This is a genomic window from Nocardiopsis sp. MT53 (assembly GCF_019598965.1).
In the GTDB taxonomy this organism is placed as follows: domain Bacteria; phylum Actinomycetota; class Actinomycetes; order Streptosporangiales; family Streptosporangiaceae; genus Nocardiopsis; species Nocardiopsis changdeensis.
The window spans coordinates 5314414-5339018 of sequence record NZ_CP080599.1 but is presented as its reverse complement, the minus strand read 5'-3'; the positions used below and the strand labels follow the sequence as shown (position 1 = coordinate 5339018).

21 protein-coding genes are annotated in these 24605 nt (G+C 73.1%); 10 read left to right on the top strand and 11 right to left on the bottom strand.

The annotated features are described in order from the left end of the window. Window positions 1–174: 174 nt before the first annotated feature. Window positions 175–1476 (bottom strand): MFS transporter, encoded by a 1302-nt coding sequence (locus K1J57_RS23535; RefSeq protein ID WP_255646536.1) that lies wholly within the window; start codon window positions 1474–1476, stop codon window positions 175–177. Then, entirely contained in the window at window positions 1473–3104 is a 1632-nt protein-coding gene (locus K1J57_RS23530) for a class I adenylate-forming enzyme family protein (protein WP_220560800.1), read from the bottom strand. Before K1J57_RS23530 ends, K1J57_RS23535 begins: the two co-directional genes overlap by 4 nt. Window positions 3105–3282: 178 nt before the next feature. On the opposite strand from K1J57_RS23530, the gene K1J57_RS23525 reads away from it, so the two are divergent. The 4 genes from K1J57_RS23525 (at window position 3283) to K1J57_RS23510 (ending at window position 8927) form a co-directional block, all read left to right on the top strand. Continuing rightward, the gene (locus K1J57_RS23525) at window positions 3283–3879 is read left to right on the top strand and encodes a TetR/AcrR family transcriptional regulator (protein ID WP_220560799.1); all 597 of its coding nucleotides are present in this window, start codon (window positions 3283–3285) and stop codon (window positions 3877–3879) included. 77 nt (window positions 3880–3956) lie between these two features. Beyond that, complete coding sequence (locus K1J57_RS23520) at window positions 3957–5144, top strand: acyl-CoA dehydrogenase family protein (protein ID WP_220560798.1); 1188 nt, start codon at window positions 3957–3959, stop codon at window positions 5142–5144. Further along, on the top strand, window positions 5141–6148 hold the full coding sequence (locus K1J57_RS23515) for a phosphotransferase family protein (protein WP_220560797.1): 1008 nt from the start codon (window positions 5141–5143) through the stop codon (window positions 6146–6148). The genes K1J57_RS23520 and K1J57_RS23515 overlap by 4 nt, the downstream gene beginning before the upstream one ends. A gap of 829 nt (window positions 6149–6977) precedes the next feature. Then, the gene (locus K1J57_RS23510) at window positions 6978–8927 is read left to right on the top strand and encodes an ABC transporter ATP-binding protein (protein ID WP_220560796.1); all 1950 of its coding nucleotides are present in this window, start codon (window positions 6978–6980) and stop codon (window positions 8925–8927) included. A gap of 222 nt (window positions 8928–9149) precedes the next feature. Here K1J57_RS23510 and K1J57_RS23505 read toward each other — a convergent pair whose 3' ends face one another. Next, window positions 9150–10100 (bottom strand): NADP-dependent oxidoreductase, encoded by a 951-nt coding sequence (locus tag K1J57_RS23505; RefSeq protein WP_220560795.1) that lies wholly within the window; start codon window positions 10098–10100, stop codon window positions 9150–9152. Window positions 10101–10213: 113 nt separating this feature from the next. On the opposite strand from K1J57_RS23505, the gene K1J57_RS23500 reads away from it, so the two are divergent. Further along, a complete protein-coding gene (locus tag K1J57_RS23500; protein ID WP_255646535.1) occupies window positions 10214–10825 on the top strand; it encodes a TetR/AcrR family transcriptional regulator in 612 nt (203 codons plus the stop codon). Window positions 10826–11148: 323 nt separating this feature from the next. Here K1J57_RS23500 and K1J57_RS23495 read toward each other — a convergent pair whose 3' ends face one another. Then, a complete protein-coding gene (locus tag K1J57_RS23495) occupies window positions 11149–11520 on the bottom strand; it encodes a hypothetical protein (protein ID WP_220560792.1) in 372 nt (123 codons plus the stop codon). Window positions 11521–12418: 898 nt separating this feature from the next. Between K1J57_RS23495 and K1J57_RS23490 the strand changes: the two genes are divergently transcribed. Further along, window positions 12419–13387, top strand: coding sequence for a hypothetical protein (locus K1J57_RS23490; RefSeq protein WP_220560791.1), 969 nt, complete (start codon window positions 12419–12421; stop codon window positions 13385–13387). A gap of 155 nt (window positions 13388–13542) precedes the next feature. Here K1J57_RS23490 and K1J57_RS23485 read toward each other — a convergent pair whose 3' ends face one another. Continuing rightward, complete coding sequence (locus K1J57_RS23485; protein ID WP_220560790.1) at window positions 13543–14994, bottom strand: site-specific integrase; 1452 nt, start codon at window positions 14992–14994, stop codon at window positions 13543–13545. Continuing rightward, window positions 14981–15289 (bottom strand): AlpA family transcriptional regulator, encoded by a 309-nt coding sequence (locus K1J57_RS23480; RefSeq protein ID WP_255646534.1) that lies wholly within the window; start codon window positions 15287–15289, stop codon window positions 14981–14983. The genes K1J57_RS23485 and K1J57_RS23480 overlap by 14 nt, the downstream gene beginning before the upstream one ends. Before the next feature lie 905 nt (window positions 15290–16194). On the opposite strand from K1J57_RS23480, the gene K1J57_RS23475 reads away from it, so the two are divergent. Then, window positions 16195–17055 (top strand): AAA family ATPase, encoded by an 861-nt coding sequence (locus K1J57_RS23475; protein WP_255646533.1) that lies wholly within the window; start codon window positions 16195–16197, stop codon window positions 17053–17055. 111 nt (window positions 17056–17166) lie between these two features. Here the strand turns inward: K1J57_RS23475 and K1J57_RS23470 are convergent, their stop codons facing one another. After that, complete coding sequence (locus K1J57_RS23470; protein WP_220560788.1) at window positions 17167–17556, bottom strand: VOC family protein; 390 nt, start codon at window positions 17554–17556, stop codon at window positions 17167–17169. A gap of 375 nt (window positions 17557–17931) precedes the next feature. On the opposite strand from K1J57_RS23470, the gene K1J57_RS23465 reads away from it, so the two are divergent. Further along, window positions 17932–19251 (top strand): tetratricopeptide repeat protein, encoded by a 1320-nt coding sequence (locus K1J57_RS23465; RefSeq protein WP_220560787.1) that lies wholly within the window; start codon window positions 17932–17934, stop codon window positions 19249–19251. Window positions 19252–19365: 114 nt separating this feature from the next. On the opposite strand, the gene K1J57_RS23460 is transcribed toward K1J57_RS23465, so the two are convergent. After that, window positions 19366–20376 (bottom strand): SDR family NAD(P)-dependent oxidoreductase, encoded by a 1011-nt coding sequence (locus K1J57_RS23460; protein WP_220560786.1) that lies wholly within the window; start codon window positions 20374–20376, stop codon window positions 19366–19368. A gap of 171 nt (window positions 20377–20547) precedes the next feature. On the opposite strand from K1J57_RS23460, the gene K1J57_RS23455 reads away from it, so the two are divergent. Continuing rightward, on the top strand, window positions 20548–21399 hold the full coding sequence (locus K1J57_RS23455) for a helix-turn-helix transcriptional regulator (protein ID WP_220560785.1): 852 nt from the start codon (window positions 20548–20550) through the stop codon (window positions 21397–21399). A gap of 93 nt (window positions 21400–21492) precedes the next feature. On the opposite strand, the gene K1J57_RS33645 is transcribed toward K1J57_RS23455, so the two are convergent. From K1J57_RS33645 to K1J57_RS23445, 3 genes are all read right to left on the bottom strand, one after another. Beyond that, window positions 21493–21621, bottom strand: a complete 129-nt coding sequence (locus K1J57_RS33645) for a hypothetical protein (RefSeq protein WP_255646532.1) — start codon at window positions 21619–21621, stop codon at window positions 21493–21495. Continuing rightward, window positions 21618–22769: an MFS transporter gene (locus tag K1J57_RS23450; RefSeq protein ID WP_255646531.1), complete on the bottom strand. Its 1152-nt coding sequence runs from the start codon at window positions 22767–22769 to the stop codon at window positions 21618–21620. Before K1J57_RS23450 ends, K1J57_RS33645 begins: the two co-directional genes overlap by 4 nt. Window positions 22770–22954: 185 nt before the next feature. After that, window positions 22955–23092 carry a hypothetical protein gene (locus tag K1J57_RS23445; protein WP_255646530.1) on the bottom strand — a complete coding sequence of 46 codons (138 nt, stop codon included), beginning with the start codon at window positions 23090–23092 and terminating at the stop codon, window positions 22955–22957. Window positions 23093–23341: 249 nt separating this feature from the next. Here K1J57_RS23445 and K1J57_RS23440 point away from each other — a divergent pair, with 249 nt between their 5' ends. Then, window positions 23342–24394 carry a ferric reductase-like transmembrane domain-containing protein gene (locus K1J57_RS23440; RefSeq protein WP_220560784.1) on the top strand — a complete coding sequence of 351 codons (1053 nt, stop codon included), beginning with the start codon at window positions 23342–23344 and terminating at the stop codon, window positions 24392–24394. Window positions 24395–24605 lie beyond the last annotated feature (211 nt).

Sequence of the window (24605 nt, the reverse complement as noted above, 5' to 3'; positions counted from 1 at the left end):
GCCCCGCGTCGCGCGACTGTTCCGGCGCGGAGCCGAGCCCGCGCCGGAACAGCCGCGCGCCCCGGCCGAGAACCCCGTGGACGTGGCCGCCACCCCGGGGCCGCTGCGCCGGCGGGCCCCTGACACGGCGCGGGCCCGTCCCCGGCCGGGGACGGGCCCGCGGGGCGCCGGCGCTCACTCCCGTGTGAGCTCCATGCCCCTGGTCTCGCGGATGAACAGGCACGACAGGCCGGTCAGCGCGCACAGCGCCATGATGTACACACCGAACACCCAGCCCGCGCCCAGGTTCCCGAACAGCTGGTTGAGGTAGGGCGCCGTCCCGCCGAACACCGCCACCGACAGCGAGTAGGCGAACCCGATCCCCTGCGTGCGCACCCGGGTCGGGAAGCTCTCCGACAGGATCGCCGAGAGGATCGCCGCCGGGGCCGACACCACCAGCAGCGCCACCGAGGTCGCCACCAGCAGCGTCCACCCCTGGTCGGTGATCATCCGGGTGAGCGGGTACTGGAGGGCGAACATCAGCACCGCGAAGAACAGCAGCATCGGCCGGCGCCCGACCCGGTCCGACAGCAGCCCCCAGAACGGCAGCGACACCAGCGCGATCACCTGCGCGGCCACCGACATCCAGTAGGCGGTGCCCGGGTCCATGCCCTGCTGGGTGATGGCGTAGGTGGAGACGTAGGAGGTCCACGTGTAGTGGGCGGCGGTGATGCCCGAGACCATGGCGATCATCACCAGGACGGCGCGCACCAGGCCCGCCCGCGACATGCGCTCGGGGGCCGGGCCCGTGTCCCCGCCCCGGTCCCGGTCGGCCTCGAAGACGTCGCTCTCGTCCATGTCCCGCCGCAGGTACAGCGCGACCAGCGCCAGCAGCGCGCCCAGCAGGAACGGCACCCGCCAGCCCCACTCCCCGACCGCCGACTCCGACAGCGCCGAGGTGAGCACGCCGCCCAGGGTGTAGGCGATGACCGACCCGCCGAAGATCGCGATGAACGCGACGCTGCCCCACATGCCGCGCCGGTGCGGCGGGGCGATCTCGCCCACGTAGGAGTAGGCGGTGGCCGACTCACCGCCGTGCGCGAACCCCTGGAGCACCCGGGCGGCCAGCAGCACCAGGGACGCCCACGCCCCGATCGTGGCGTAGGTGGGCATCAGGCCGATGACCAGGCTGCCCACCGCCATCATGAGCATGGTCGTGACCAGCACGAACTTGCGTCCGCGCCGGTCGGCGATCCGCCCGAACACGATGCCGCCCAGCGGCCGCATGAGGAACCCGACGGCGAACACCGCCAGGGTGGACAGCAGCGCCGACAGCGGGTCGCCCTGGTCGAACATCACAACTGCAATGAAAGGCGCGAAGACCGCGTAGGCGCTCCACTCGTACCATTCCAGGACGTTGCCGACCGTGCTGGCCAGCAGGGACTTCTTCTTCGAACGCAGGGACGCGGCGCCGGGCGCCGGGACGGTGACGCTCATGCGCCGCCTCCTGAGGGGGTGGTGGGAACGGGGGTGTCCCGCAGCGCCCGCCGGCGGATCTTGCCGGTGGGCGTCTTGGGCAGGGTCTCGACGATGTGGACCTCGCGCGGCCGCTTGTAGGCGGCCAGGTGCTCGCGGGCGAATCCGGCCAGCTCCTCGCCGGTCGCCCGCGCCCCGGAGGCGAGGGAGACGTAGGCGACGACGGACTCGCCCCGGTAGGGGTCGGGGCGGCCGACGACGGCGGCCTCGAACACGGCGGGGTGGCGGTGCAGAACGTCCTCGACCTCGCGCGGCCAGACCTTGTAGCCGGACACGTTGATCTGGTCCTTGAGCCGGTCCACCAGGTACACCCACCCGTCCCCGTCGATGACGGCGACGTCGCCGGTGCGCAGCCGACCGCCGGGGAAGGCGGCGGCGGTCTCCTCGGGCCGGTCCCGATAGCCGGGGACCACGGACGGCCCCGAGATCTCCAGCTCGCCCTGTTCCCCCGGCGGGACCGGGTTCCCACCGGAGTCCACGGCGCGCGCGGTGACGCCGGGCAGCGGGAGGCCGATGGACAGCGACCCGCCGACCGGGTCCACCGGGGCCTCGCGGCCGAGCGGGACCGCGATGACGCCCGAGCTGGTCTCGGTCATGCCGTAGGCGTTGTGGATGTACACCCCGAACCGCTCCCGGAAGCGCTCGACGGTGGAGGGCGGGATGGGCGCGCCCCCGGAGTAGAGGGCGCGCACGCTGCGGAAGTGCGCGGGCCGGGCGTCGGGGTGGTCGTACAGGGCGTTGAACGCGGTGATCGACCCGATGGTGAAGGTGACGCGGTGCTCGGCCAGCGCCTCCAGGACGACGTCGGCCCGGAAGCGGTGGGCGAAGACCAGCAGGGTGTCGTGCACCAGGGCCAGGGCGGCGTTGATGACCGCGCCGGTGATGTGGAACAGGGGCGCCAGGGCCAGCACGGCGTCGCCGGGGCGCAGGTCCACGTGGCGGCCGAAGGTGGAGGTCACCGCCAGGACGTTGGCGTGGGTGTTCATCGCGCCTTTGGGCGGCCCGGTGGTGCCGGAGGTGTAGGTGAGTAGGGCGACGTCGCCGGGGCCGACCCCGGTCGCGGGCGGCCGCCGCCCGGCGTGCGCGCGGGCCAGCTCCATGAGGTCGCCGTCGGGCGGGGGCGCGGCCCGCTCCGCCGTCAGCACCCGCGGGTCGTCGCGCCCCTGGAGGTCGCGGTCGCTGGTGCCCAGCACCCAGCGCACGGGGCTTCCGGCCAGCGCCCCGCGCACCCCGGGGTGGTCGGTGTCGGCGCACACGATCCCGACCGGCGCGGCGTCGTCGACCAGGCGCCGCAGCTCCTCGCCCCGGTACATGGGGTTGACGGGCAGCGCCGCGGCGCCGAGCTTCCACAGGGCGAGCAGGACGAGCGCGTACTGCGGGATGTTCTGGAGGCGCACGCCCACGCGGTCGCCGCGGCCGACCCCGCGCTCGGCGAGGGCGGAGGCGATGGCGTCCGAGAGGTCGTCGGCCTCGCGTGCGGTGAGCACCCGGTCGAAGTAGGCGATGGCCGGGGCGTCGGGCGAGGCCTCGACGCGGCGACGCCAGGCCCCGGGGAGGGTGTCGGGGGTCCGGGGGAGGTCGGATGGCATGTCGCGGCCCTTCTCTCTGCGGGAACGTCGACGTCCGGGGTACCGACCGAACGATCGCTCGGTCGCCTGTAGTGTTGTGGATCACACCGGCGCTGTCAACACCCCGGCGGCGCCCGCCCACCCCGTCCGCGGCACCGATAACGTGCTGGCGACGGACCACGAGGAAGCGAGGGACACGTTGACGGAGTCCTGGCGTTCGTTCGGCGAGCAGCGGCTGTCCGCCCCCCTGGCGGCGGCCCTGCACTGCTTCGTCGAGCAGGGGTACCACGGGACCACCATCCGGCGGATCGCCGAGCGGGCCGGGCTGTCCGTGCCCGGCCTGTACCACCACTACCCGTCCAAGCAGGCGCTCCTGGAGGGCCTGGTGATGACGGTGATGCGCGAGCTCCTCGACCACACCCGCCGGGCGGCCGCCGAGGCCGGGGACGACCCCGGGCTCCGGTTCGACAACCTCGTCGAGTGCCTGCTGCGCTTCCACATGCACCGGCGCGACCAGGCGTTCGTCGCCTCCACCGAGATCCGCGGCATGGACCCCGACGTACGCGAGGCCTACATCGCGCTGCGCGACGAGCAGCAGCGCATGGTCGACGACGCCGTGCGCGACGGGGCGCGGGAGGGCGTGTTCACCACCCCCTACCCCAAGGACGCCGGCCGCGCCGTGACCACCATGTGCGTCGCCGTCGCCTCCTGGTACCGCCCCGACGGGGAGCTCTCCCCCGACGAGGTCGTGGACCACTACCTGACCCTGTGCCGGGCCACCGTCGGCGCGCGTTGACGCCGCCGCGGGGGCCGTGCCACGCTGTGCCCACCAACACCGACCGAGCGATCGCTCGGTGGTAAGGGAGGCTCCACGTGATCGACCTTCAGCCCACCCCCGCCGCGGCCGACCTCACCCGGGCCACCCTGGCCTTCGTCCGCGACGAGATCCTCCCCCTGGAGGAGGAGCACGGGGGCGACATCGCCCGCGGCGGCGAGGCCCTGCGCGAACGGATGCAGGAACGGGCCCGCGCCGCCGGGGTCTTCGCCCCGCACGTCCCCCGCGAGTACGGCGGCCACGGCCTCGACATGCGCGACCGCGCCCCCGTGTTCGAGGCCGCCGGGCACTCCGTCTTCGGCCCCCTGGCCCTCAACATCGCCGCCCCCGACGAGGGCAACGTCCACCTGCTGGACCACGTCGCCACCCCCGACCAGCGCGAGCGCTTCCTGGAGCCGCTCTGCCGCGGCCGGGTCCGCTCCGCGTTCGCCATGACCGAACCCGCCCCCGGCGCGGGCGCCGACCCCTCCGCCCTGGCCACCACCGCCACCCGCGTCCCCGGCGGCTGGCGCGTCGACGGCCGCAAGACCTTCATCACCGGGGCCGACGGCGCCGGGTTCCTCATCATCATGGCCCGCACCTCCGGCTCCCCCGGCGACCGCGGCGGCGCCACCATGTTCCTCTCCCCCGCCGACGCGCCCGGACTCACCGTGGGACGCCACGTGCGCACCATGGACACCTCCATGCTCGGCGGCCACTGCGAGGTCGCCTTCGACAGCCTGTTCGTCCCCGACGAGAACGTCCTGGGCGAGGTCGACCAGGGCTTCCACAACGCGCAGGTGCGCCTGGGGCCGGCCCGGATGACCCACGTGATGCGCTGGCTCGGCAGCGCCCAGCGCGCCCAGGACATCGCCGCCGCCCGGGCCGCCGAGCGCGAGCTGTTCGGCTCCCGCCTGGGCGACCTGGGCCTGGCCCGGCAGCTCATCGCCGACAACGAGATCGACCTGGCCGCCACCCGCGCCCTGCTGGTCCGGGCCTGCTGGGAGCTGGACACCGGGGCCGACGCGCGCACCTCCACCTCCGTCGCCAAGACGTTCGCCGCCGAGGCCATCCACCGGGTGGTCGACCGGGCGGTCCAGCTCTGCGGCGGCCTGGGCGTCAGCGACGACCTGCCGCTGGCCCGGCTGCTGCGCGAGGTGCGGCCCTTCCGGATCTACGACGGGCCCTCCGAGGTGCACCGCTGGTCGATCGCCGCCCGCGTCGTGAAGGGGGCCCGGGCCCGGTGACCGCTCCGGCCCTGGACACCGCCGCCCTCGCCGCCTTCCTGGGCGTCCCCGGCCCGCTGCGGGCCGTACCGCTCTCCGGCGGCAAGTCCAACCTGACCTACCGGATCGACGACGCGGCCGGCCCCCGCTGGGTGCTGCGCCGCCCGCCGACGGCCGGGCTGACCCCCTCGGCCCACGACATGGGGCGCGAGTACCGGACCGTGGCCGCCCTGCGGGACACCGGCGTCCCGGTGGCCGGGGCCGTGGCCCTGTGCGAGGACCCGCGGGTCCTGGGCGCGCCGTTCTCCCTGGTGGAGTACGTGGACGCGCGGGTGGTGCGCACCCGCGACCAGCTGGCTGACTGGGACGACCGCGCGGTCGCCGACTGCGCGCACGCCCTGGTGCGGGTGCTGGCCGCGCTGCACGCCGTCGACCACCGGGCCACCGGCCTGGCCGGGCGGCCGGACGGGTACCTGCGCCGCCAGGTGGACCTGTGGGGCCGCCAGTGGCGGCGGGTCCGCACCGGGGACCTGCCCGACCTGGACCGGCTGCACGGGCTGCTGTCGGAGTCGGTCCCGGACTCCTCCGCGCACGCGGTCGTGCACGGCGACTACCGCATCGACAACGTCATGCTCGACCACGGCGACCCCTCCAAGGTGCGGGCGGTGGTGGACTGGGAGCTGTCCACCCTGGGCGACCCCCTGGCGGACGCGGCGATGATGTGCGTGTACCGGACGCCGGGGCTGGACCTGGTGCTGGGCGAGCCCGCGGCGTGGAACAGCGAGCGCCTGCCCGACGCCGACGCGCTGGCGCAGATGTACGCCGACGCCTCGGGCCGGGACCTGGAGCACTGGGCGTTCCACCTGGGCCTGGCCCACCTGAAGCTGGCGGTCATCGCCCAGGGCATCGAGTACCGCGCCCGCCAGGGCGCCACGGGGGCGGGCCGCGACCGGGCGGGCGAGGCCGTCGCCCCGTACGCAGCGGCGGGTCTGCGGGTGCTGGCGGCGGAGCGGCGCGGGGTGTGAGGCGGGGGCGGGTTCGGGGGCGGTGCAGGGTCCTGGGGCAGTGCCAGAGCTTGGGGCAGTGCCGGAGCCCGGGCGGGTGAAGGGAACCGCCACCTTTACGGGGTAGATTTCCGGCATTTCAGACACGGCGTCTCCCTGGCAGGCAGGGCGACCGTCCTCCCCGGCACCCGGGCCGCCCCGGGCTTCCCTGCCCCCTGCGCCCCCGCACGACCGGGCCCACTCCCGGCCCGGGCCGCGGGCCCCTCCCCCGGCGGACAGGCGAGCGCTGCGTTCACGCGGCCACGACGGACACCCAGGTACGGCCTCGCCCAGGGTCTACAGCCTCCGGCCACACGGGCGGCCAGGGCGGACAGGCGAGCGCGGCAGTCAGGCAGGCGCGGCGGACGGTCCGGCACGGCCGTCACGCGGCTACGGCGGACACCCGGGCACCGCGGGACAGGCAAGTTCGGGAAACACACGGCCTCGGCGGACACGCAGACAGGCAGGCACGGCCGACACACAGGCACGATGGAAAGACAGGCCCGACCGACGGGCAGTCCTGACGGACGGGCGGGCACGACGGGCACACGGCTACGGCGGACAGGCGAGCGCGGCGTTCGCGCCCGGGCCGATTCCCCCGCGGATCCGGACCGCACCGATCACCGGGATTTCCCGCGGGCGGGTGCGACCGCCCCCGCCCGCAGCGCCGGTGGCCCCGCTCCGCCGCCGCGCCCGCGACCGCGGATCCGGCCCCACCACAACCCTCCCCCGCCCCGAAAACCCGTGGCGGACACCGGTCCCCCGGAGGCAGGATCACACGGCCGACGCCCCCGAATCCGCGAGGAGCCCTATGCGTCGATCCCGCAGCCGATCCACCGATCCCGAACCGGCGGCCGAGACCGGAGCGCCCGGAGCCGCCACCCCCTCCGACACCGGCTCGGAGGAGGACCTCGCCGCTCCCAAGTGGAACTTCTTCGCCGACGAACTCCAGCGCACGAGCCTGTGGACCAAGCTGACCCGCATGCCCTCCCTGACCGCGGCCGCCGTCGGGTGGGCCTGGCGCGCCAACCGCCGCGACCTGCTCCTCGCCCTGGGGGCCAGCACCGTCGCCGCCGTCCTGGCCGCGGTCAGCCTGGTCTCGGTGACCTGGGTGCTCGACGCCCTGCTGGCCGAGGGCCCCATCACCGCCCGGGTGCGGGCGGCACTTCCGGCGGTGGCCGTGGTGGCCGGGGTCGCCGCCCTGTCCCTGGCCGTCCGGCTCGTGTCGGAACTGGCCCTGTCCCGGTTGAGCACCCAGACCGAACGCATCGTCGAGACCGAGCTGTTCGACCTCACCACCCAGGCCCGGCTCATCGCGTTCGACGACGAGGAGTGGGCCGACGCGATGTACCGGGCCCGCGACCGCGGCATGTACGAGGTGCCCCGCATGGTCACCGCCACCCTGGACGGGCTGACCGGACTCGTCTCCCTGCTCTCCCTGGGCGGGGTCCTCGCCGTGCTCCACCCGCTGCTGCTGCCCCTGCTGCTGGTCAGCGTCGTGCCCACCGGGTGGGCGGCCACCCGGGCGGCGCGGATGGAGTACGAGGCCCAGCGCAGGCTCAGCACCGGGCGCCGGCGGCGGTGGATCCTCGGCGACCGCATGGCCTCCCGGGACTCGGCCGCGGAACTGCGCTCCTACACCATGCGCGACTCGCTGATGGCCGACTACGGATCCCTGGCCGACCGCGAGCGGGAGACCATGCTGGCGGTGGCCTGGTCCCAGACCCGCACCCGCGCCGTGGGCGGCATCATCTCCGGGGCGGCGACCGCCCTGACCTACACCGCCCTGGGCGTCCTGCTCGTCACCGGGGCGATGCCGCTGGCGGCGGTGGGCACCGCGGTGCTCGCGCTACAGCGCACCCAGGGGCAGATGCAGCAGCTCCTCTACACGTTGAACAGGGTGTACGAGTGCGGCCTGTACTTCGCGGACTTCACCGAGTACTGCACGCTGGCACGGGCCGCCCTGCCGCCCGCTCCCACCGCGCCGCCCCCGGCCCGGCTGGAACGGCTGGAGGTGCGCGACGCGGTCTTCACCTACCCCACCGGTGAGGAACCCGCCCTGCGCGGGGTGAGCGTGCACGTCGACAAAGGTGAGACCGTCGCCCTGGTGGGCGAGAACGGGTCCGGCAAGTCCACCCTCGCCCGGCTGCTCGGCGGGCTCTACAGCCCCCAGGAGGGCGGGGTCACCTGGAACAGCGCCGACTTCACCGCTATCGGGCCGGCCGTGTGCGAGCGGATCAGCGTCATCATCCAGGACCACACCCGCTGGCCCATGACCGCCCGCCGCAACGTCACCATGGCCCAGGGCTGCGACCCCGCCCGCTTGGAGGAGGCGGCCCGGCTCAGCGGCACCGACGAGGTCGTCAACGACCTGGCCAGGGGGTGGGACACCCTGCTGGACACCACCTTCGCCAGCGGCGTGAACCTGTCCGGAGGGCAGTGGCAGCGCATCGCCGGGGCGCGGGGTTTCTACCGCACCGCCGACCTGCTCATCGCCGACGAGCCCACCTCGGCGCTGGACGCCCGCGCCGAGGCCCGCTTCTTCACCACCATCGGCGAGCACGCCGCCCGCACCGGGGCGGCGGTCGTGCTCATCACCCACCGCATGGCCTCGGTGCGGACGGCGGACCGCATCTACGTCCTGGACGACGGCCGCATCATCCAGCACGGCACCCACGCCGAGCTGATGGCGGTGCCGGGCCGGTACCGGGAGCTGTACACGCTCCAGGCCGACGCCTACGGCGGCGCCGACCGGGAGTGACGCGCGGCGGCGGTGCGGGCGGGGCCGCGGAAGGCCCGTCCGCACCGCCGCCGGTCCGCGGCCGGGCGCAGGCGCGCCCGGACGGCCGTCGGTGCGACATTCCCGGGGAGACGGGGTGCGGGGACTCACCGACCGCCCGCACAGTCTCGGGCGAGGGCGCCCTCGGAGGACCGGGAGGGTGGGAGGCCCCGGCCCCCCGGCCCTGCGCGCCCCGGCCGCCGGTCAGGGGGTGAGGACGATCTTCCCCCGCACCCCTCCGCGCTCGAGCATGCGGTGCGCCCGGACCACGTCGTCCATCTCCAGCACGGCGGCGACCACCGGCGCGACCGCGCCCCGGTCCACCAGCTCGGCCAGCTCCTCCAGCTCCCGCGGGGAGGGGTCGTTGCTGAACGCGGCGATCCGCGTGCGCCGGTCCAGCCCGGCCGCCGCCGTCCACAGGGCCGACCGGATCGGCCGCGCCGGGTCGAGGGCGAGCGGCACCAGCACGCCCCCGCGGACGAGGAGTCCGCGCAACTCGGACAGGCGCGTGCCGACCAGGTCGAGGACCACGTCGAACCGGCCCAGGCCGCCCAGGTCCGTCGTTCGGTGGTCAAGGGCCTCGGCCGCGCCCAGCCCGCCCAGCCAGGAGAGGTGGTCGGCCCCGGCCAGCGCGGTGACGTGCGCGCCCAGGGAGGCGCCGAGCTGCACGGCGACCACCCCCACTCCCCCGGCCGCCCCGCGCACCAGCAGCCGCTGCCCCCGCTCCAGGCGCACCCGGCGGGTCAGCGCGTGCAGGGCCGTCGTGCCCGAGGACGGCAGCGCGGCGGCCTCGTGGGCCGGGACCGAGCGCGGAGCCGCGGCGACGCGCTCCTGGGGCACCACGACCGACTCGGCCAGGGCCCCGAAGGTGCCGTGCGGCATCACCCCCCACACCGCGTCCCCGACCCCCGCGCGGGTGACGGCCGGCCCCGCCTGCACGACGGTGCCGACGAAGTCGACGCCGGTCCCGGCGGGGAACCGCTGGCGCAGCACGCGGCGCAGCCTTCCGGCGCGGATGGGGGCCTCCCCGCCGCCGACCGCCGCGGCGGCGACCTCCACCCGCACGTCGGCGGCGCCCACCGGGGGCGTGGGGAGACCGTCGGCGACGGCCAGGACCTCGGGTCCCCCGTAGCGTTCGTAGCGGACTGCGCGCATGATTCCTCCTCGTGCGGGGAAGCCCCCGCCTCCTCCATGGGTTCTGACCGGTGTCGGCCGGTGCCGACATGGGCAACCGGGACCCGTCGGCGGCCCGTCCCGACAGCGCGGAAGTGAGACGAGAAGTGGACGAGGACACGCAGATCCGCCCCGGGAGCGGCGCAGTCGGGCGGCTGCGGCAGGACGCCCGGCGCAACCGGACCACCGTGCTGCGGGCCGCCCGGGCGGTGTTCCGCGACCGCGGCCTGGAGGCGACCGTGCAGAACGTGGCCCGCCGCGCCGGGGTCTCGGCCGCCACCGTCCACCGGCGCTTCCCCGGCCGGGACGCGCTCGTGCGGGACCTGGCCGAGCACGCGGCGGCGGAGCTGACGGAGCGCTTCGCGGAGCTGGCCCGCACCGTGCCCGCCGACCTGGCGCTGGAGCGCGCCCTGCGGTTCGTCGCCGCCGAGGCGGTCGCCACGCGCGTGTGCGCGCCCGACCACCGGGAGCGCTTCCCCGAGCGGGCGCGCGCCCTCGACGAGCACGTCCACCGCGAACTGCACCGGCTCCTGGAGAGCGCCCGGGCACAGGGCCGGATCTCGGCGGAGATCACCGACCGGGACCTGCGGCTGGCCACGTCCGCCGTCGCGGCGGCCGCGGCCGCCGAACCGGACCCGGAGCGGGCCGGCCGGGCGGCCCAGCGGCTGGTGACGCACTTCCTGCGGTCGTTCCGCAGCCCGGGCTGAGCCCGGGCGGAACCGGCCCACCCACCACGCGAACCGCCGCTTAAGGTCCCTTCGCACACCCGGCCGTCCGCCACCCCGTCTCAGCACCGCCGACACGGCCTCGAACCACAGGAGTTCACCGCGGACAGGGGAAACCGACGGACCCGGCGGCACCCATGCGCATCGAGTCGAACGCAGGGAGCGTGCCGCCGCACACGGCGGCGTCCACCGGATTCGCGACCCGCTCCACCCGCCCGGTGGCACTGCCGACGAACTCCCCCGAGGCCGCCGAACCGGAACGGAGCGCCGCAAGTGCGTCCCACCGCGTTCCTCGGGCCGAACGGCTACTTCCCGCCCCGGGCCCGCAGCATCCGCGCAGCCTCGGCCAACGTCACCGTGGCGTCGCTCCACCACGCGACCTCCACCCAGGCCAGACGACCATCCCGCACGAACACCAGCACCTCGCCCGGGCACCCGCCGTCCCCGTCGTAGAGCAGTGCCTGCACGGCGATCCTCAGTCCGGTCTCGCCCGGCACCGGCTCCGCCGGGGCCACGCCCTCCACCGCCTCGAGATCGGCGGTCCCGCAGCCGCACCCGCACCGTCGGCCCACCCGCATCCGCCCGGCCTGCGCCCGCAGCGCCGCGTGCACGGGATCGGCCGGGTCCAGCACCGCCTCCAGCACACCCACCACATCCGCGGGAAGATCCTCGATCACCGCGCGATCGTACCCGCGCCCCTTCCGCCCCCGCCCCCAGGGCCTCTCCACCGGTCCCCGAGACCCTCCACCGGACTTCTCATCCGATGGCCGCAGGTTCGAATCCTACCGGGCGCGCCACAAAACCCCAGGTCACAGGGATTCCCCGAGGACCTCGCAAGAGGTCCTCGCGGCGTTCCAGGGCCATGTGTGCTCCTGGCGCGCTCCCCAGTACAAGGTCAGTACGAGTAGGGCACCCACCTCCTGAGCACTTCGCCATCCTAGGACCCCGGTGACCCTCGAGCCAAAAGCGTTCTGCACGGGAGCGATCACGTCCTTGCAGCGCCTCACCTGCTCCAGCACCCCTGCACCCCCATCTCAGGAGCCCGTCTGGCTCTGTCCCCTACCTACGCGCCACCTCACGCAACAGCGACGCTGTGGGGTTGGCCATGCCCGGAACACCAAGCCGGAGCACTACCAGACAAAGCACGCCGAAGGGCTATCCCTACTCAATGATGAGGTGAAGCCCACCTGCGACCGTTACAGCCGCGACAGCACCAGCCACGAAGCCGGACGCTGAAAACGCAGCAATCGCGGTACACGCCGCCACACCAAGGATGACTGCCCACCTTAGCGAGAGCCGTTGCGCAGGCTTCGAGGCGTCAGAGGGGTCTTCCTTCCGGGATCGGAACACGAGTGTCTCCCTTAACACTTGTTGCACACACAGGTCCTATGACCAGCAAAAACACCGCAGACCACACGATGCCCGCTGCCTTCCCCTCCATCTTTGCGCCTCGAAGCGAGCCCTCGTGATCACATCGAAAACGCCTTAACCCGCCTTCCCCAACCGCATCCCCCGTCGCCCTACAAGAAGGAGGATCAAGACGTTAAGGTCAAGAGTCAGCCTCAGGGAGCAAGCATGAGCCACGACCTGGAACGCCGCCGAGAGCGAATAAAGATGATGCAGCAAATGATTCACTCATCCTCGCGCCAATTAAAAAGAATTGGAAGCCCTCCGGGAGGCCATGTAAAAATAAGGACAGAGTTCATCTGGCTGAAAACACAAATAGACGAACCATCCTCCGATCGCAGAATTCCAGATAAATCAAAACGCCCTTCGGCGACAAAAATAATGACACCCCGAGGGGTGGCTTTAAAATTTTATCTAATCTGCCTATTCGAAGCACAAGCCAAAGGAACAGCAGTCGGACGAGCTCCCATCAACAGCTTGCCTCTAGCAGGAACAAATAAAGACCCCGGCTGGACAGACCTCATTGCCTTACCCGCCAAAGAGCAGACCCAGGGCCGCGTCTACCAGTCACTTACAGACAAAAAAATAAGATCCCTACAGTCGGCCCTAAAGCACCTCTCCGCACAAAATGTTCAACTGGTCAACCTCCCCTATGAGAATAGCAGGTCAGGGCGCTTCGAAAGATTCCAGCTACTACAAGAAGGAGGAACCCAAATAGGACCACACATCCCCCCGTATACAGTTCCACGAACGGGGGAAGACCATATAAAATTGCCGATAGAGTTTTTTACTCAAGGATGGATTTATCTGCTCGAAGATAGTGAGATATCATTTTTGTTGATGATGTTTCACCAAAAGGAAATATTTGGCAAAAGCGACGGGATCAAAGTGGAGAGTTACGTCCGCCTCCATTACTACGGGATGGGGCGCGACTCTTACTCTGCCCATCGCACGTTAGAGCGCCTAGGTCTCATCTCGGTAGACAGCAGCCCGGACCGAGACGAAAAAGGGAGAGCGCGCCCATTTGACCCAAACTTTCTCCCGCCACTCCACCAGTTCACCATAAAAGAAAACGCACTAAGCAGAGAGGCAACAAAAGTAGCCATGGATTCATTTAAATCAGAACTCAAAATTTAGAAAAAGTTGCCGCCGGAAAATCTTTCCCAGGGGACCTTTGATCCGATGGTCCACCGGCCCCGCCCACGAGGAAGCCCCAGGCCAGGCGGGATGAACCCGCCGCACAGCCCGGGGCTCGGAGCGCTGAATCGCTCCTGGTGTGCTCCCCCGTCCCGCTACCCGACCGACACCGGTTCCCCGCGCAACAGCGCGGCGGTCGCCTCCGCCGCCGCCTTGGCCACATCGGGATACACCGATTGGTACGTGTCCTGGGTGAAGTGCGTCGTCGCGTGGCCCAGCTCGGCCGAGACCACCTTCACGTCCGTACCCGCCAGCGCCAGGGAGGCCGCCCCGTGGCGCAGCCCGTGCAAGGTGATGGGCGGGAGCCCGGCGGCTTTGGCGATACGGCAGAACCAGTCACTGACCTGACCCGGATGCCACCCCGAACCATCCTGACGGGTGAACACCAACCCAGTGTGGTTCCAGTGCTTCCCGGCCTGGAGGCGTTGCTCGTTCTGGAACCTCTTCCAACCGCGGAGAATCTTGACGGTGTCGGCGTCCAAGGTGATAGTGCGCTGGCCCGCCGCGCTCTTGGGAGTCGAGGTGATCGTCTCCCACGCCAGTTGCACGACCTGGACGCGGATGTCGATCTGGCCGTCCACCAGCCGGGTGTTCGCCCACGGCAACCCCACCGCCTCACCCCGCCGCAGCCCCTTGACCGCGATGAGATGGAACATCGGGAACAGCCACGTGTACCTCCTCGCATGCTGGAGGAACGTCCGGGTCTGCTCGGGGGTCCAGACCATCACCTCGCCAAGCACGGTCCCGTCCTTCTCCCACTGACGCACCCGGTCCGCAGTCCACACCAGGGGACGCTTCCTCGGGCGGGACGGAAGCCGTACGTGGGAGGCACTGTTCACCGACACCGGTAGGTCCGGGGAGCGGACCACGTCCGACAGCGCGCTGCGCAGCGTGGCCCGGATCCGGTGCTTCGTGGACAGCGAGATCACCCGCCGTCCCCGCACCAACCTCTTCACCTTCGGGTCCTCGGATTCACGGCACTCCAGGACGTGCACGTTGGCCTCCTCCACCGCCGCGAACATCGCCTCGACGTGACGGGCCTGCAAGCGGCCCACCCGGATCTTCCCCAAGTGTGGGGTGAGGTATTTGCGGATGTGGCCGTCGTAGGAGGAGCGGGTTTCTTCGGCGAGGTCGGGCTTGCCGTCCAACCACTCTCTTACTGAGGGCGACTCCCGCCGAACATCCGTCCCGGCGCCGATGCGTTTACGGACCTCCTCCACCTCGGGCAGAGGCCGGCGGCCCTGGAGGGCGATCTGGATGAGGTCGGCGATCTGCACCTCGGTGTCCTCCTCCGCCAGCCCCAGGAGTGTCTTGACCCGCTCCAACCCTTCGGAGGCCTCGGTGTGCGTGGCCAGCCCGACCCGGCGCGCCTGGCGACGCTTGCCATCGGTGGTGCGGGGCAACTCATACTGGAACGCCCAAGCCCCATGGGACGGACTCCACCCGCCGCCTTTGCGCTTGAGCCGGGGGCACCTCACCCCCAAGGCCCTGCCGGTTTCGTCGCGGCACCCGCACCGTTTGAACGTGGACCCCTCACGTGCTGCCATCTACGGTCCTCGCCTTCTCCTCGGCGTTCACACGCGCACCGCACCCGCTCCCACCGCCGGTAGTGACAGTGGAGGTGGCCAGGGTGTCCAGGCCGAGGTAGGCCAGCACCCCTGCGATCGGAACCACCCAACTGCGACCGACCCTCCGAACCGGAACCGGAAAGGCCCCTTCGCGGAGAATCCGGTAGACGGTGGTGCGCCCCAGCCCGAGCAACCGCCCCGCCTGAACCGGTCCCAGAACCACCGGCAACGAGGCGACCTCGGCCAGCGTCACCGGAGCATCCCGCTTCACCACGCCCACCTCCTCACTACCTCTGAACTGCACAGACACGATGCGCGACCCCGCATCGGGCGGAGCACTGTGCATCCACGCTCGGCCTCGCCGAGGTGGTCAAGCGGATTCGCCACCAAGCCCACCGGTTTCCCTCCACCTTGGACCGCCGCCCGACATAACATGTTTCGTCGCTTTTCCTGACAGCGGCCGCCAGCGCTCCCGACCGGCCCTGGAACCGCCAGGGCGGCCCGGGTGCTGGGGCGGGCGTCCAAGGGGCGGTGTGGGGCGTCCAAGCCCCCGTACCGACCCTGCCCCGCGCGGATCAGTTCGGGCAGACGTGCCCGGTATAGGTCAGCCAGGCCCGGTCTGGCCCGCGTGTGCCCGGGGATGGCCATCACCCGGCACCGGCCTCGTCCACTTCCGCGAAGACCGCCTCATCGTGTCTGGTGCGTGGGAAGTAGGACACGTCCACGCTGGTGTGCGGGCTGATGGGCAGCTCCGGGTGTTCGTGGATGAAATCGGCCAGGTGGCGCAGGTCCGAGATGATGCGCTCCCGCAGGTCCGGGTCGGCCGCGTCGGCGAAACACCTTCCCTCCGCAGTGCGGGCCGCTGTCGGTGCTTCTTCCGGCGCCTCCTGGTCGGGAGCTCCGCCTCATGCCGCTTCTCCTTCGCCCTGTACGTGATGCTGCGCTGGCGAGGGATTGGCGAACACGAGTACGTCCTCGTGCTGAATCACGTGCCCCAACCAAACGACCGGCCGTGTGATATCGGCCGGATGGAGGGCTCCGCATTTTCCAGAGCCGCCGACGCCCGGTAGCGTCGAAGCATGGGTGGCGCGGCCGCTGCGGAGCCGCGCACCACCGGCGCGAGGTCGGCTTGGGGGAGCTGTCGAAGATGTTCCAAGGGCTGGCGCGGTAGGTGCCTCGGTGAACGACCCGACGGTGCGCGGCGTGGTCTACCCCAGGCGGTCCCTGGTCCTGGTCACCGGGGTGCCCGGGGCCGGGAAGAGCACCCTGCTGCGGCGGCTGTTCGGGGTCCGCGAGGACCAGGAGCGCACCGTGCTCACCGCGGAGGGCGTGCGGGTGATCGACTCGCTCCAGTCGCGGCACCGGCTGGGTCCCCTGCTCAGCCGGGTCCCCTACCCGCTGTGGCGCTGGACGGTGCACGTGCTGCACCTGGTCCGGACGGCCGCGGCGCTGCGCGGCGGCCCGGTGGTCCTGCACGAGTGCGGGACCCGGCGCCCGGTCCGCGTGCTGCTCGCCCTGCTCTGCCGGCTCCGCCGGTACGAGCTGCACGTGGTGATGATCGACGCCACTCCGCGGGAGGCCCGGGCCGGGCAGGACGCGCGGGGTCGGCGGGTGACCGAGCGCAGCCACCGGGCGCATTCGCGGCGCTGGCGGCGGCTGCGGGCGGCCACCCGGCGCGGGCCGGCGGCCTTCGCGCCGGGCGTGCGCAGCCTGCTCGTCCTCGACCGGCGCCGGGCGCGGGAGCTGGCCTGGATCCGCTTCGGTCCCTGCCCGGACGCCCTCGGCCCCCTGTGCACCGTGACGGAGCCACCCCCCACCCCGCCCGAGCCCGTGATGTCCGATCACCCGCGTCACCGTCGCCCCGACGGGGCCCTGACCGGTATCGCACTGGTCCCCGGCGGTCCCACCGGCGCCGGAACCGAACAGGGTCCGAGGCCCCGTGTGCCCCCGGTACTCCGCCTGCCGAGCACGGTGCGCCCCCCGGTCGGAGACCCGGATCCCCCGAAGCGCCTCCGGCCTCCTCCCCGCCGACCGGAGTGAAAGCGTCGCCGGGACGGCGGTATCGGGCCGGTCCGGGCATCACCGCACAGGCCCGACCGTTCCCTCCCGAGCCCTTCCGCCGCGCCGCGGTGGGCTCCCCGTCCGGTGCCGTCAGGGAGCGTTCCCCCCTTCGACGATCACCAGCGTGTTGCCGTCACGGTCCCGCAGGGTGAACATGGGCGGCACTCCGGGCCACTGGAGCAGGTCGTCCACGTCGGTCCCCTGCTCTTCGAGACGTGCGTGGAGGGCCGGGACGTCGACCGCTTCGAGCCTGATCCCGGTGTCGACGCCGGTGGTCTGGCCGGGGACCAGTGCGATAGCGGCCAGGGCACCGTCGGGGGCGACGGTGATCCAGCGCCCGCCGATCTGCTCCAACGGGACGTCCATCCGCTTCTTCAGCCCCAGGACGTCCACGTAGAACCCGACGGCCGCGTCCTGGTCACCGACGGGGACGGCGACGGAACCGATGCCGGTGACGCGCGCCCGGTCGTGCTCGTTCATCTTTGCTCTCCTCGCGTGTGGTGGATACCCGTTGAGACCAGCGGGCCCGGTGGAACTCATCGCACGGACCCCCGATCGCCCGAGACACCGCCCGGCCCGCACCGGCTCCGAAGACAGCGGCAGGCGGGGGCGCGGCAGGCGGGGGCGCGGCCGCCGGCGGCGGGCCCCACCGCGCCGTGCACCGGTCCCCCGGTGCCGGACCGCCGGGGTTGCCGCTCCTGTCGAGGATGCCGGGGCGGGTGTACCGGGGGCGTATCGGAAAACGGATACGCCGCCGCAACGCCCCGCGGTCTTCGCTGGGGGCACGGACCGCAGCGGTCCGTGCCGGGGGCCCGGTTCCCGGCCCCGGAGGGCGATCACGACAGGGAGAAGACCGTGGCCGAGGCCAGAGGATGGGACCGGCGCTCACTGCTCCGGGGTGCGGCCGTGGTGGCCGGCGCCGCCGCGGCCGCACCGCTGCTGGGCGCGACGGCGGCCGGGGCCCAGGGCGGCGGCGGTGACGCGGACGCGCTGTTCAGGGCCGGGAGGTTCGAGCGGGCCGGCCGCGCGTACGAGGAGATCCTGAGGAGGGACCCCGCGAACCTGCACGCCGCACGGCAGCGCGGGTACATCGGGCTGCTGGGCAACAGGTTCCCCGAGGCGGAGGAGTACCTCACGACCGCCCTGCGCCTGGACCCGGGGGACAGGCAGACCAACGAGCTCCTGGCCGACTGCCACATCCGGCAGGACGCGTTCTCCCTCTCCGTGCCGCGCTGGCGGGCGGCCGGCGAGACCGCCATGGCCGAATGGTTCGCGGCGGTCCCCGACGACGCGTACCGGATCCACGGCGACGTCGGCCGGGTGCCGTGGACGCAGATGGACCCGGAGCCGCAGATCGAGGCCTCGCTCAACGGCGGGCCGCCGAAGCGCTTCACGTTCTACACCGGCGCCTCCTGGCTGGGCCTGTCCGCGAGGGCCGCCGAGGAGGCCGGGGTGCGCCCGGTGTACCGGGAGAAGAGCGAGTTCGAGGGCCGCACCGTGTGGTCGTACTACGGGGTGCTGGACTCCTTCGGGCTGGGCGGCATCGAACTGCGCGGCGTGCCCGTGGCCTGGTCGGAGTCGGAGCCGGCCGGCGGCGAGCCCCCCGCGGCCAACGACGGCATGATCGGCACCTGGGTCTTCTACCACCTGCTGACCACCTTCGACTACAGGGGCAGGGAGCTGATCCTGCGCCGCCCGACCCCCGAAGCCGCCGAGGAGGTGCGTGCCGCCGCCGCCCGGGCGGGGGCCGAGCCCCTGCCGCTGTGGCTGGCCCGGGACCACTACGTGCACAGTCAGGGGAGTATCGCCGGCTCCGGCACGCGTGTGGTGGGCGTGAACCTCGGCGGGCGCGGCGAGGCCGTCGCGGGCATGCCCGGGGACGTGGCCCGGGAGCTGGGGGTGCGCACCGACCATGACCGCCCGATCGAGACCGGCGCCCAGGGCCACCCGGCCGTCACCTACCCCTGCTACCCGGCGGAGATCCGCCTCGGCGACGCCGTCGCCGAGGAGGTCTACTGCGAGACGAACCCGGACATGCCGGTCAACGTGCCCTGGCCCTACGGGACCGGGATCGACTCGACGGGCTGGTTCGCCCACGCCTTTTTCAAGCCCTACAACGTCACCCTCGACTTCACCGGCATGAACGTCTACATCGTCCGCGGCAAGGCCTCGTAAGGCCTCCTGAGGCCGCGGGCTCGCCCTCGGCGCCGCCGGCGCAGGGCCCGGGCGGGGAGGGGCGCTCCCTCCCCGCCCCTCCCCGCCCGTCCCCGCCCCGGTACGGGCGCGCGCTCAGGCGAGCAGGCGCTCGCTGAGCCCCCACAGCCAGAGCGCCGCCTCGGGGTCGATGGCGTGGGGGGCGACGTCGGTGGGCGGCGGCCCGTCGAAGTGCGGGTCCGCCGGGGCGGGGTCGACCGCCGAGACGTCGTTGTCCTTCAGGTAGACCCCGCCGAGGGAGGCGAGGAGAGGGCTCGTCGCCGCGAACACCATCGTGCTCGCGCCCTGCTCGATGTTCTTGAGTCCGCGTTCGGGGTCGTTGACCCGCACGCCGTCGGCGTCGATCAGCCCCTGGGCCCGCAGCACCTCCTCGGGCAGCCCGTCCGGGACCGGGGCGCCCTCGGGACGGTAGGCGCCCAGCGATGTACCCAGGATGATCCCCGGGTGCACGGCGTAACCGCGGATGCCGTCGGCGGCCCAGCGGCGGTCCAGCTCGACCGCGGTGAGCACGTTCGCCGTCTTCGACTGGCCGTAGGCGACGTGGGGGTCGTAGTCGCCCCGGGTGAAGTGCGGATCGTCGAAACGGACGCCCGAGAGGCGGTGCGCGCCCGAGGTCATGTTGACGACGCGGGCGCCGCCCGCCGCCCGCAGCGCGGGCAGCAGTCCCGTGGTCAGCTGGAAGTGGCCGAGGTGGTTCGTCGCGAACTGCGACTCGTACCCCCGGGCGTCGCGCACGAGGGGGCCCGCCATGATGCCGGCGTTGTTGATCAGGATGTGCAGCGCACGGCCCGAGGCGAGGTAGGCCGCGACGAACGCGTCGACCGACGCGGGGTCGAGCAGGTCGAGCCGTGCCGTCTCCACGCGCCCGACACCCCGCAGCGACTCCGCGGCCCGGCGGGGGTCGCGTGCGGCCACGGTGATCGACGCGCCCGCCTCGCCGAGCACGCGCACCGCCTCCCGGCCGAGGCCGTTGTGGCCGCCCGTCACGATCACGTTCCGGCCGGTCAAGTCGATGCCGGCGGCCACCTCCCCGGCCGTCGAGGCCGGGGTGAATCCGGTGCCGATGGGGCGCTGCCGACCTGTCATCTCTGCTCCTGTCGTAGGCGTGGAAGGGGGTGTGGATGTCGCCATGGTGATCCGTTCCGTCGATGTGGACGGCATCCACTGTGCGTTCTCGCCTCGCGGGGGTGAAGGCACGGTTCGTCCACGGATCATCTGTCCCTGGATGGCCGCGGAACGGCCGCGGATACTGGAGGGGTGACGGATCGACAGGGCCTTGCCACCTTCCTCCGGCGTCGGCGCGAATCGCTGCGGCCGACGGACCTCGGGATGCCCGAGGGCGTGCGGCGGCGCACCCCCGGGCTGCGCCGGGAGGAGGTGGCGCAGGCCGCCGGCATGTCGGCCGACTACTACTCGCGCATCGAGCAGGGCCGCGGCCCCAACCCGTCGGAGGCGATCATCGCCTCACTGGCGCGGGCCCTCCGGTTGGACCTCGACGAGCGCGACTACCTCTACCGGCTGGCGGGGATGGCGCCGTCGGCGCGGCGGCCGGGGCGCTTCATCAGCCCCGGGCTGATGCGCATCGCCGATCGGCTCACGGACATCCCCGTCGTGATCGCCACCGACCTGGAGGTCGTGCTCTGGCAGAACCCGCTGGCGACGGCGCTCACCGGGCCGGCGGCCCCGGCCGACGGGGTGCGCGCCGGCATCACGTGGCGGTGGTTCACCGAGCCGGGCACCCGGGCCCGCTTCCCCGAGGAGGAGTGGCCGCTGCACTCGGCCGCGCACGTCGCCGGGCTGCGCGGCACGGCCTCGCGCCGCGGCGGTGACCACGACGTGCGCGAGCTCGTCCGGTTGCTCAGCGGGGCGAGCGACGAGTTCCGGGCGCTGTGGGAGGTGCACGACGTCGGCGTGCGGCGGTTCGACCGGAAGACGTTCCTCGTGCCGAACGTGGGCGCGTTGCAGTTGACCTGCGAAGACGTGCTCACGACCGAGAACGACATCAGGATGCGCGCCTTCTTCCCGACCGAGGGCACGGACGCGCGCGAGAAACTCGACCTGCTCGCGGTGATCGGAGTGCAACGGTTCGACGGATCGGCCCTGCGCTGAACCGCGCCGGATGCGCGCGGCGGTGCGAGGGGGCGCCCTGGTCCGCCGCCGGAGGGCCGCCCTCCCCCCGGAGCGCGGAAGGCTCATCGGCGGTCAGCCGCCCGTGCCGGTGCCGCCGCCCTCCGAGGGCTCATCGGAGGCGGGCATCGCGGCGCGCATCAGGGTCGACAACAGCAGGAGCACCGCCGCCGCGGCGAACCCGAACCGCAGGTCGCCGGTCATCTCCCCCAGGGCGCCCGCGGCCACCCCGCCCAGCGCGGTGCCCCCGTCATCACCAGCTGGTTGCCCGCCGACACCCGTGACAGGTGGCTGTCGGGAGTCGCACGTTGCAGGGCCGTGACCGCCATGACGCCGAAGACCGCGGCGGAGGCCGACCCCGCCATCAGGCCGGCGGAGATCGCCCAGACCTGGGTGGTCAGGACGAGCACGACGCTGTCCGCGGCCATGAACGCACAGGAGAGCGTGAGGAGTCGGAGCTCGCCCACACGCGCCGCCAGCCGGCCCGTGAGCGAGGCCCCGACCAGCCCGCCGACCCCCAACGACGCCATGAGCAGACCGAAGCCCCAGGTGTCCAGCCCCACCGGTCCGGGCGCGACCAGGTACAGGGCGAGCACGGCGAAGGTGAGGCTCCCCGCGAAATTCGCCACCCCGCCCCAGAGCGCGACGACGGCGATGCGGCGGCTGCGGACCAGCAGGACCAGCCCTTGCCGTATCTCGGTGAACAGGGCGGTGCGCTCACTCTCCGGTCCCGGCGGCCTGCGGGGACCGGCGCGCACGCGCCAGAGCAGGAGTGCGGACAGGGCGTGGCACGCCGCGGACACCAGCAGCGGCGCGGCCTTGGAGAGCGCGAACAGGGTTCCGCCCGCGGCCGGTCCGACCAGCTCGTTCCCGGCCAGGGACACGGCGTGCCGGCGGCCGTGCGCGCGGGAGAGCTCCTCCCGGGGCACCACCCCGGGGACCATGGCGGGGGTGGAGGTGTCGAAGAAGGCCTCGCCGACCCCGAGGAGGAAGGCCGCGGCGAACAGCACCGCCAGGGTGAGGTGGTCGGTGAGCAGGAGGACGCCGACCGCGCCCAGCAGGACCGTCCGCAGGACGGCGGCGCACAGGGCGATGGTCCGCCGGTCCAGCCGGTCGCCGAGCGCTCCGGCGGGGAGGCCCGTGACGAGCCAGGCCAGGGTGGTGGTGACCGAGACCCCGGCGACCAGTGCCGGGGACCGGGTCAGCTCGACCGCGACCAGGGGCAGCGCGACCCGGACGAGCCCGTCCGCGAGGTTCGCGCTGCCGGAGGCCCCCCAGAGCAGGGAGAAGTCGCGGCCCAGCGGACGCGGCCGCCGTGCCGACGCGGAGGGGGTGGGGGGCACTTCGCTCATTCTGGTCGAGGGTTCCGGAGGGGTTCGAGGACTGGTGGGGGCCGTCGCCCGGCCCGCGCCCCCGGCACGGGCGGCGGCCGAGGACCCGGGACGACCCGACCAGGGTAAGGGAGGGAGCCGCCCCGCGGACGCGCCCGGGAGCGGCGGTCCCGGCGTCCGGCCGCGCCACGGGTGTCGACGGGTATTCAAGAACGGCGGCCCGAGAGCGCGTCGCGCATCCGGTCGATGAGCCCGGCTCCCGGGGCCAGGAGCCGGTCGGCGGGCGGGGTGTCCGGAGCACCGGGATGGGGGCGCGTGGGCGCCCACTCCTCGTCCCTGACCACCTCGTCCCCCACGTGCGGCCCGCGGGGCGCCGTGGGCGGGGCGGGCCGCGGGCGTCCGCGCGGAGGCGGACGCCCGGCCGGGCGGTGGGGCCGCGCTCCTACGGGGCGCCTCGGGGGAGAGGTGGACGTTCACCCGCTGGGCGCCGCACGGCGACCGCTGCGGCGGTCTTTCGCGCGCCCGTAGGGGTCTGGGCAACCGGCACGGAAGGTGTTCTGATGGTCACCCGCCGATCCGAACAAGGAACCCCCATGCCCTCGCCCTCCGCCCCCGGGCCGTCCCCGGCCGCCGCCGCGGCCCCCGCCCGCGTGGACGTCCGCACCCTGCGCACCGACCTGCGCCACCTCCTCCTGGACGTGTCGGTCGCCCTGGCGGTCACCGCCGCCGTCTTCGCCCTCCTGCGGCACCGCGTCGTCGAGGGGACCTCCCAGACCCTCGCCGTGATGCCCTACCTCGCCGACGCCGACCGCTACCTGCTCTACTGGCTGTGCCAGGCCTTCGGCTGGTCGGGGCTGCTGTGGGCGTGGATCACCGTCATGCTCGGGCTGCTGCGCGCGACCGCGCCGGGCCGGTGGACGGTGGTCTCGCACGCCCGGATCGAACGGTGGCACCGGGTCACGTCCATCACCACCATCGGGCTGATGTTCGCGCACGCCCTGGCCTTCTTCCTCGAACTCCTGCGGGAGAACGCCGACGGCCTGGGGACCGCCGCGCTGCTCTGGTCGGCGTTCGTGGACGTGTTCGTCCCGGGCGGGTACGACTCAGGCACCGGCCGTGTCGCGATCCTTCTCGGCCTCATCGCCCTCTACCTGGCGGTCCCGCTGGGGCTGTCGTTCTACGTGCGCTCCTGGACCGGAACCCGGCTGTGGCGGGTGCTCCACCGGTTCGTCATCGTGGTGTACGCCCTCAGCGTGTGGCACACCCTGCTGTACGGCACCAACGTGTGGTTCGACGGCTGGTTCCGCACCGCCGTGTGGGCGCTCCAGCTGCCCGTGGCCCTCCTGCTGCTGGCCCGCCTGCTGGCGCCGCTGCGCCGGGAGGAGCGGCTGGCGGTGAAGGACCTGCGCGGCCCCGGCCCCCTGCTCCGGCTCGCCGGACGGGTCGTCGCGGCCGCCGGAGTGGTGGTGCTCCTCCTGGTCACCGTCACCGGCCGCGACGGCGGACGGACGCCCGGGGCCGAGGGCGGCGACATGCTCGTCACGCAGCCGATGGTGTGGGGCGCCCTCGCGGTCCTGCTGACCGTCATGGGCGCGGTGGCCCTCGCCGTGCGGCGGGACCGCTCCGCCGTCGCCCCCGCCGGGTGAGGGCCCGGCCCGGTACCGGGGGCGGAGGCCGCCGGTGCCGGGCGGGCCGCGGGAGCCGTCCGGCCGCCGTGTCCGGGGCGCCCGCCGGGTGGCGGCGGACGGTGGACGCGGCCCCGCACGTGCCCGCAGCCGTCCCCCGGGGCGCGATCCGCCGCGGGCCGGTGCCTCCCGGTCGGGCCGATGCGGTCCCCCGGAGACCCGGATGCGGCCG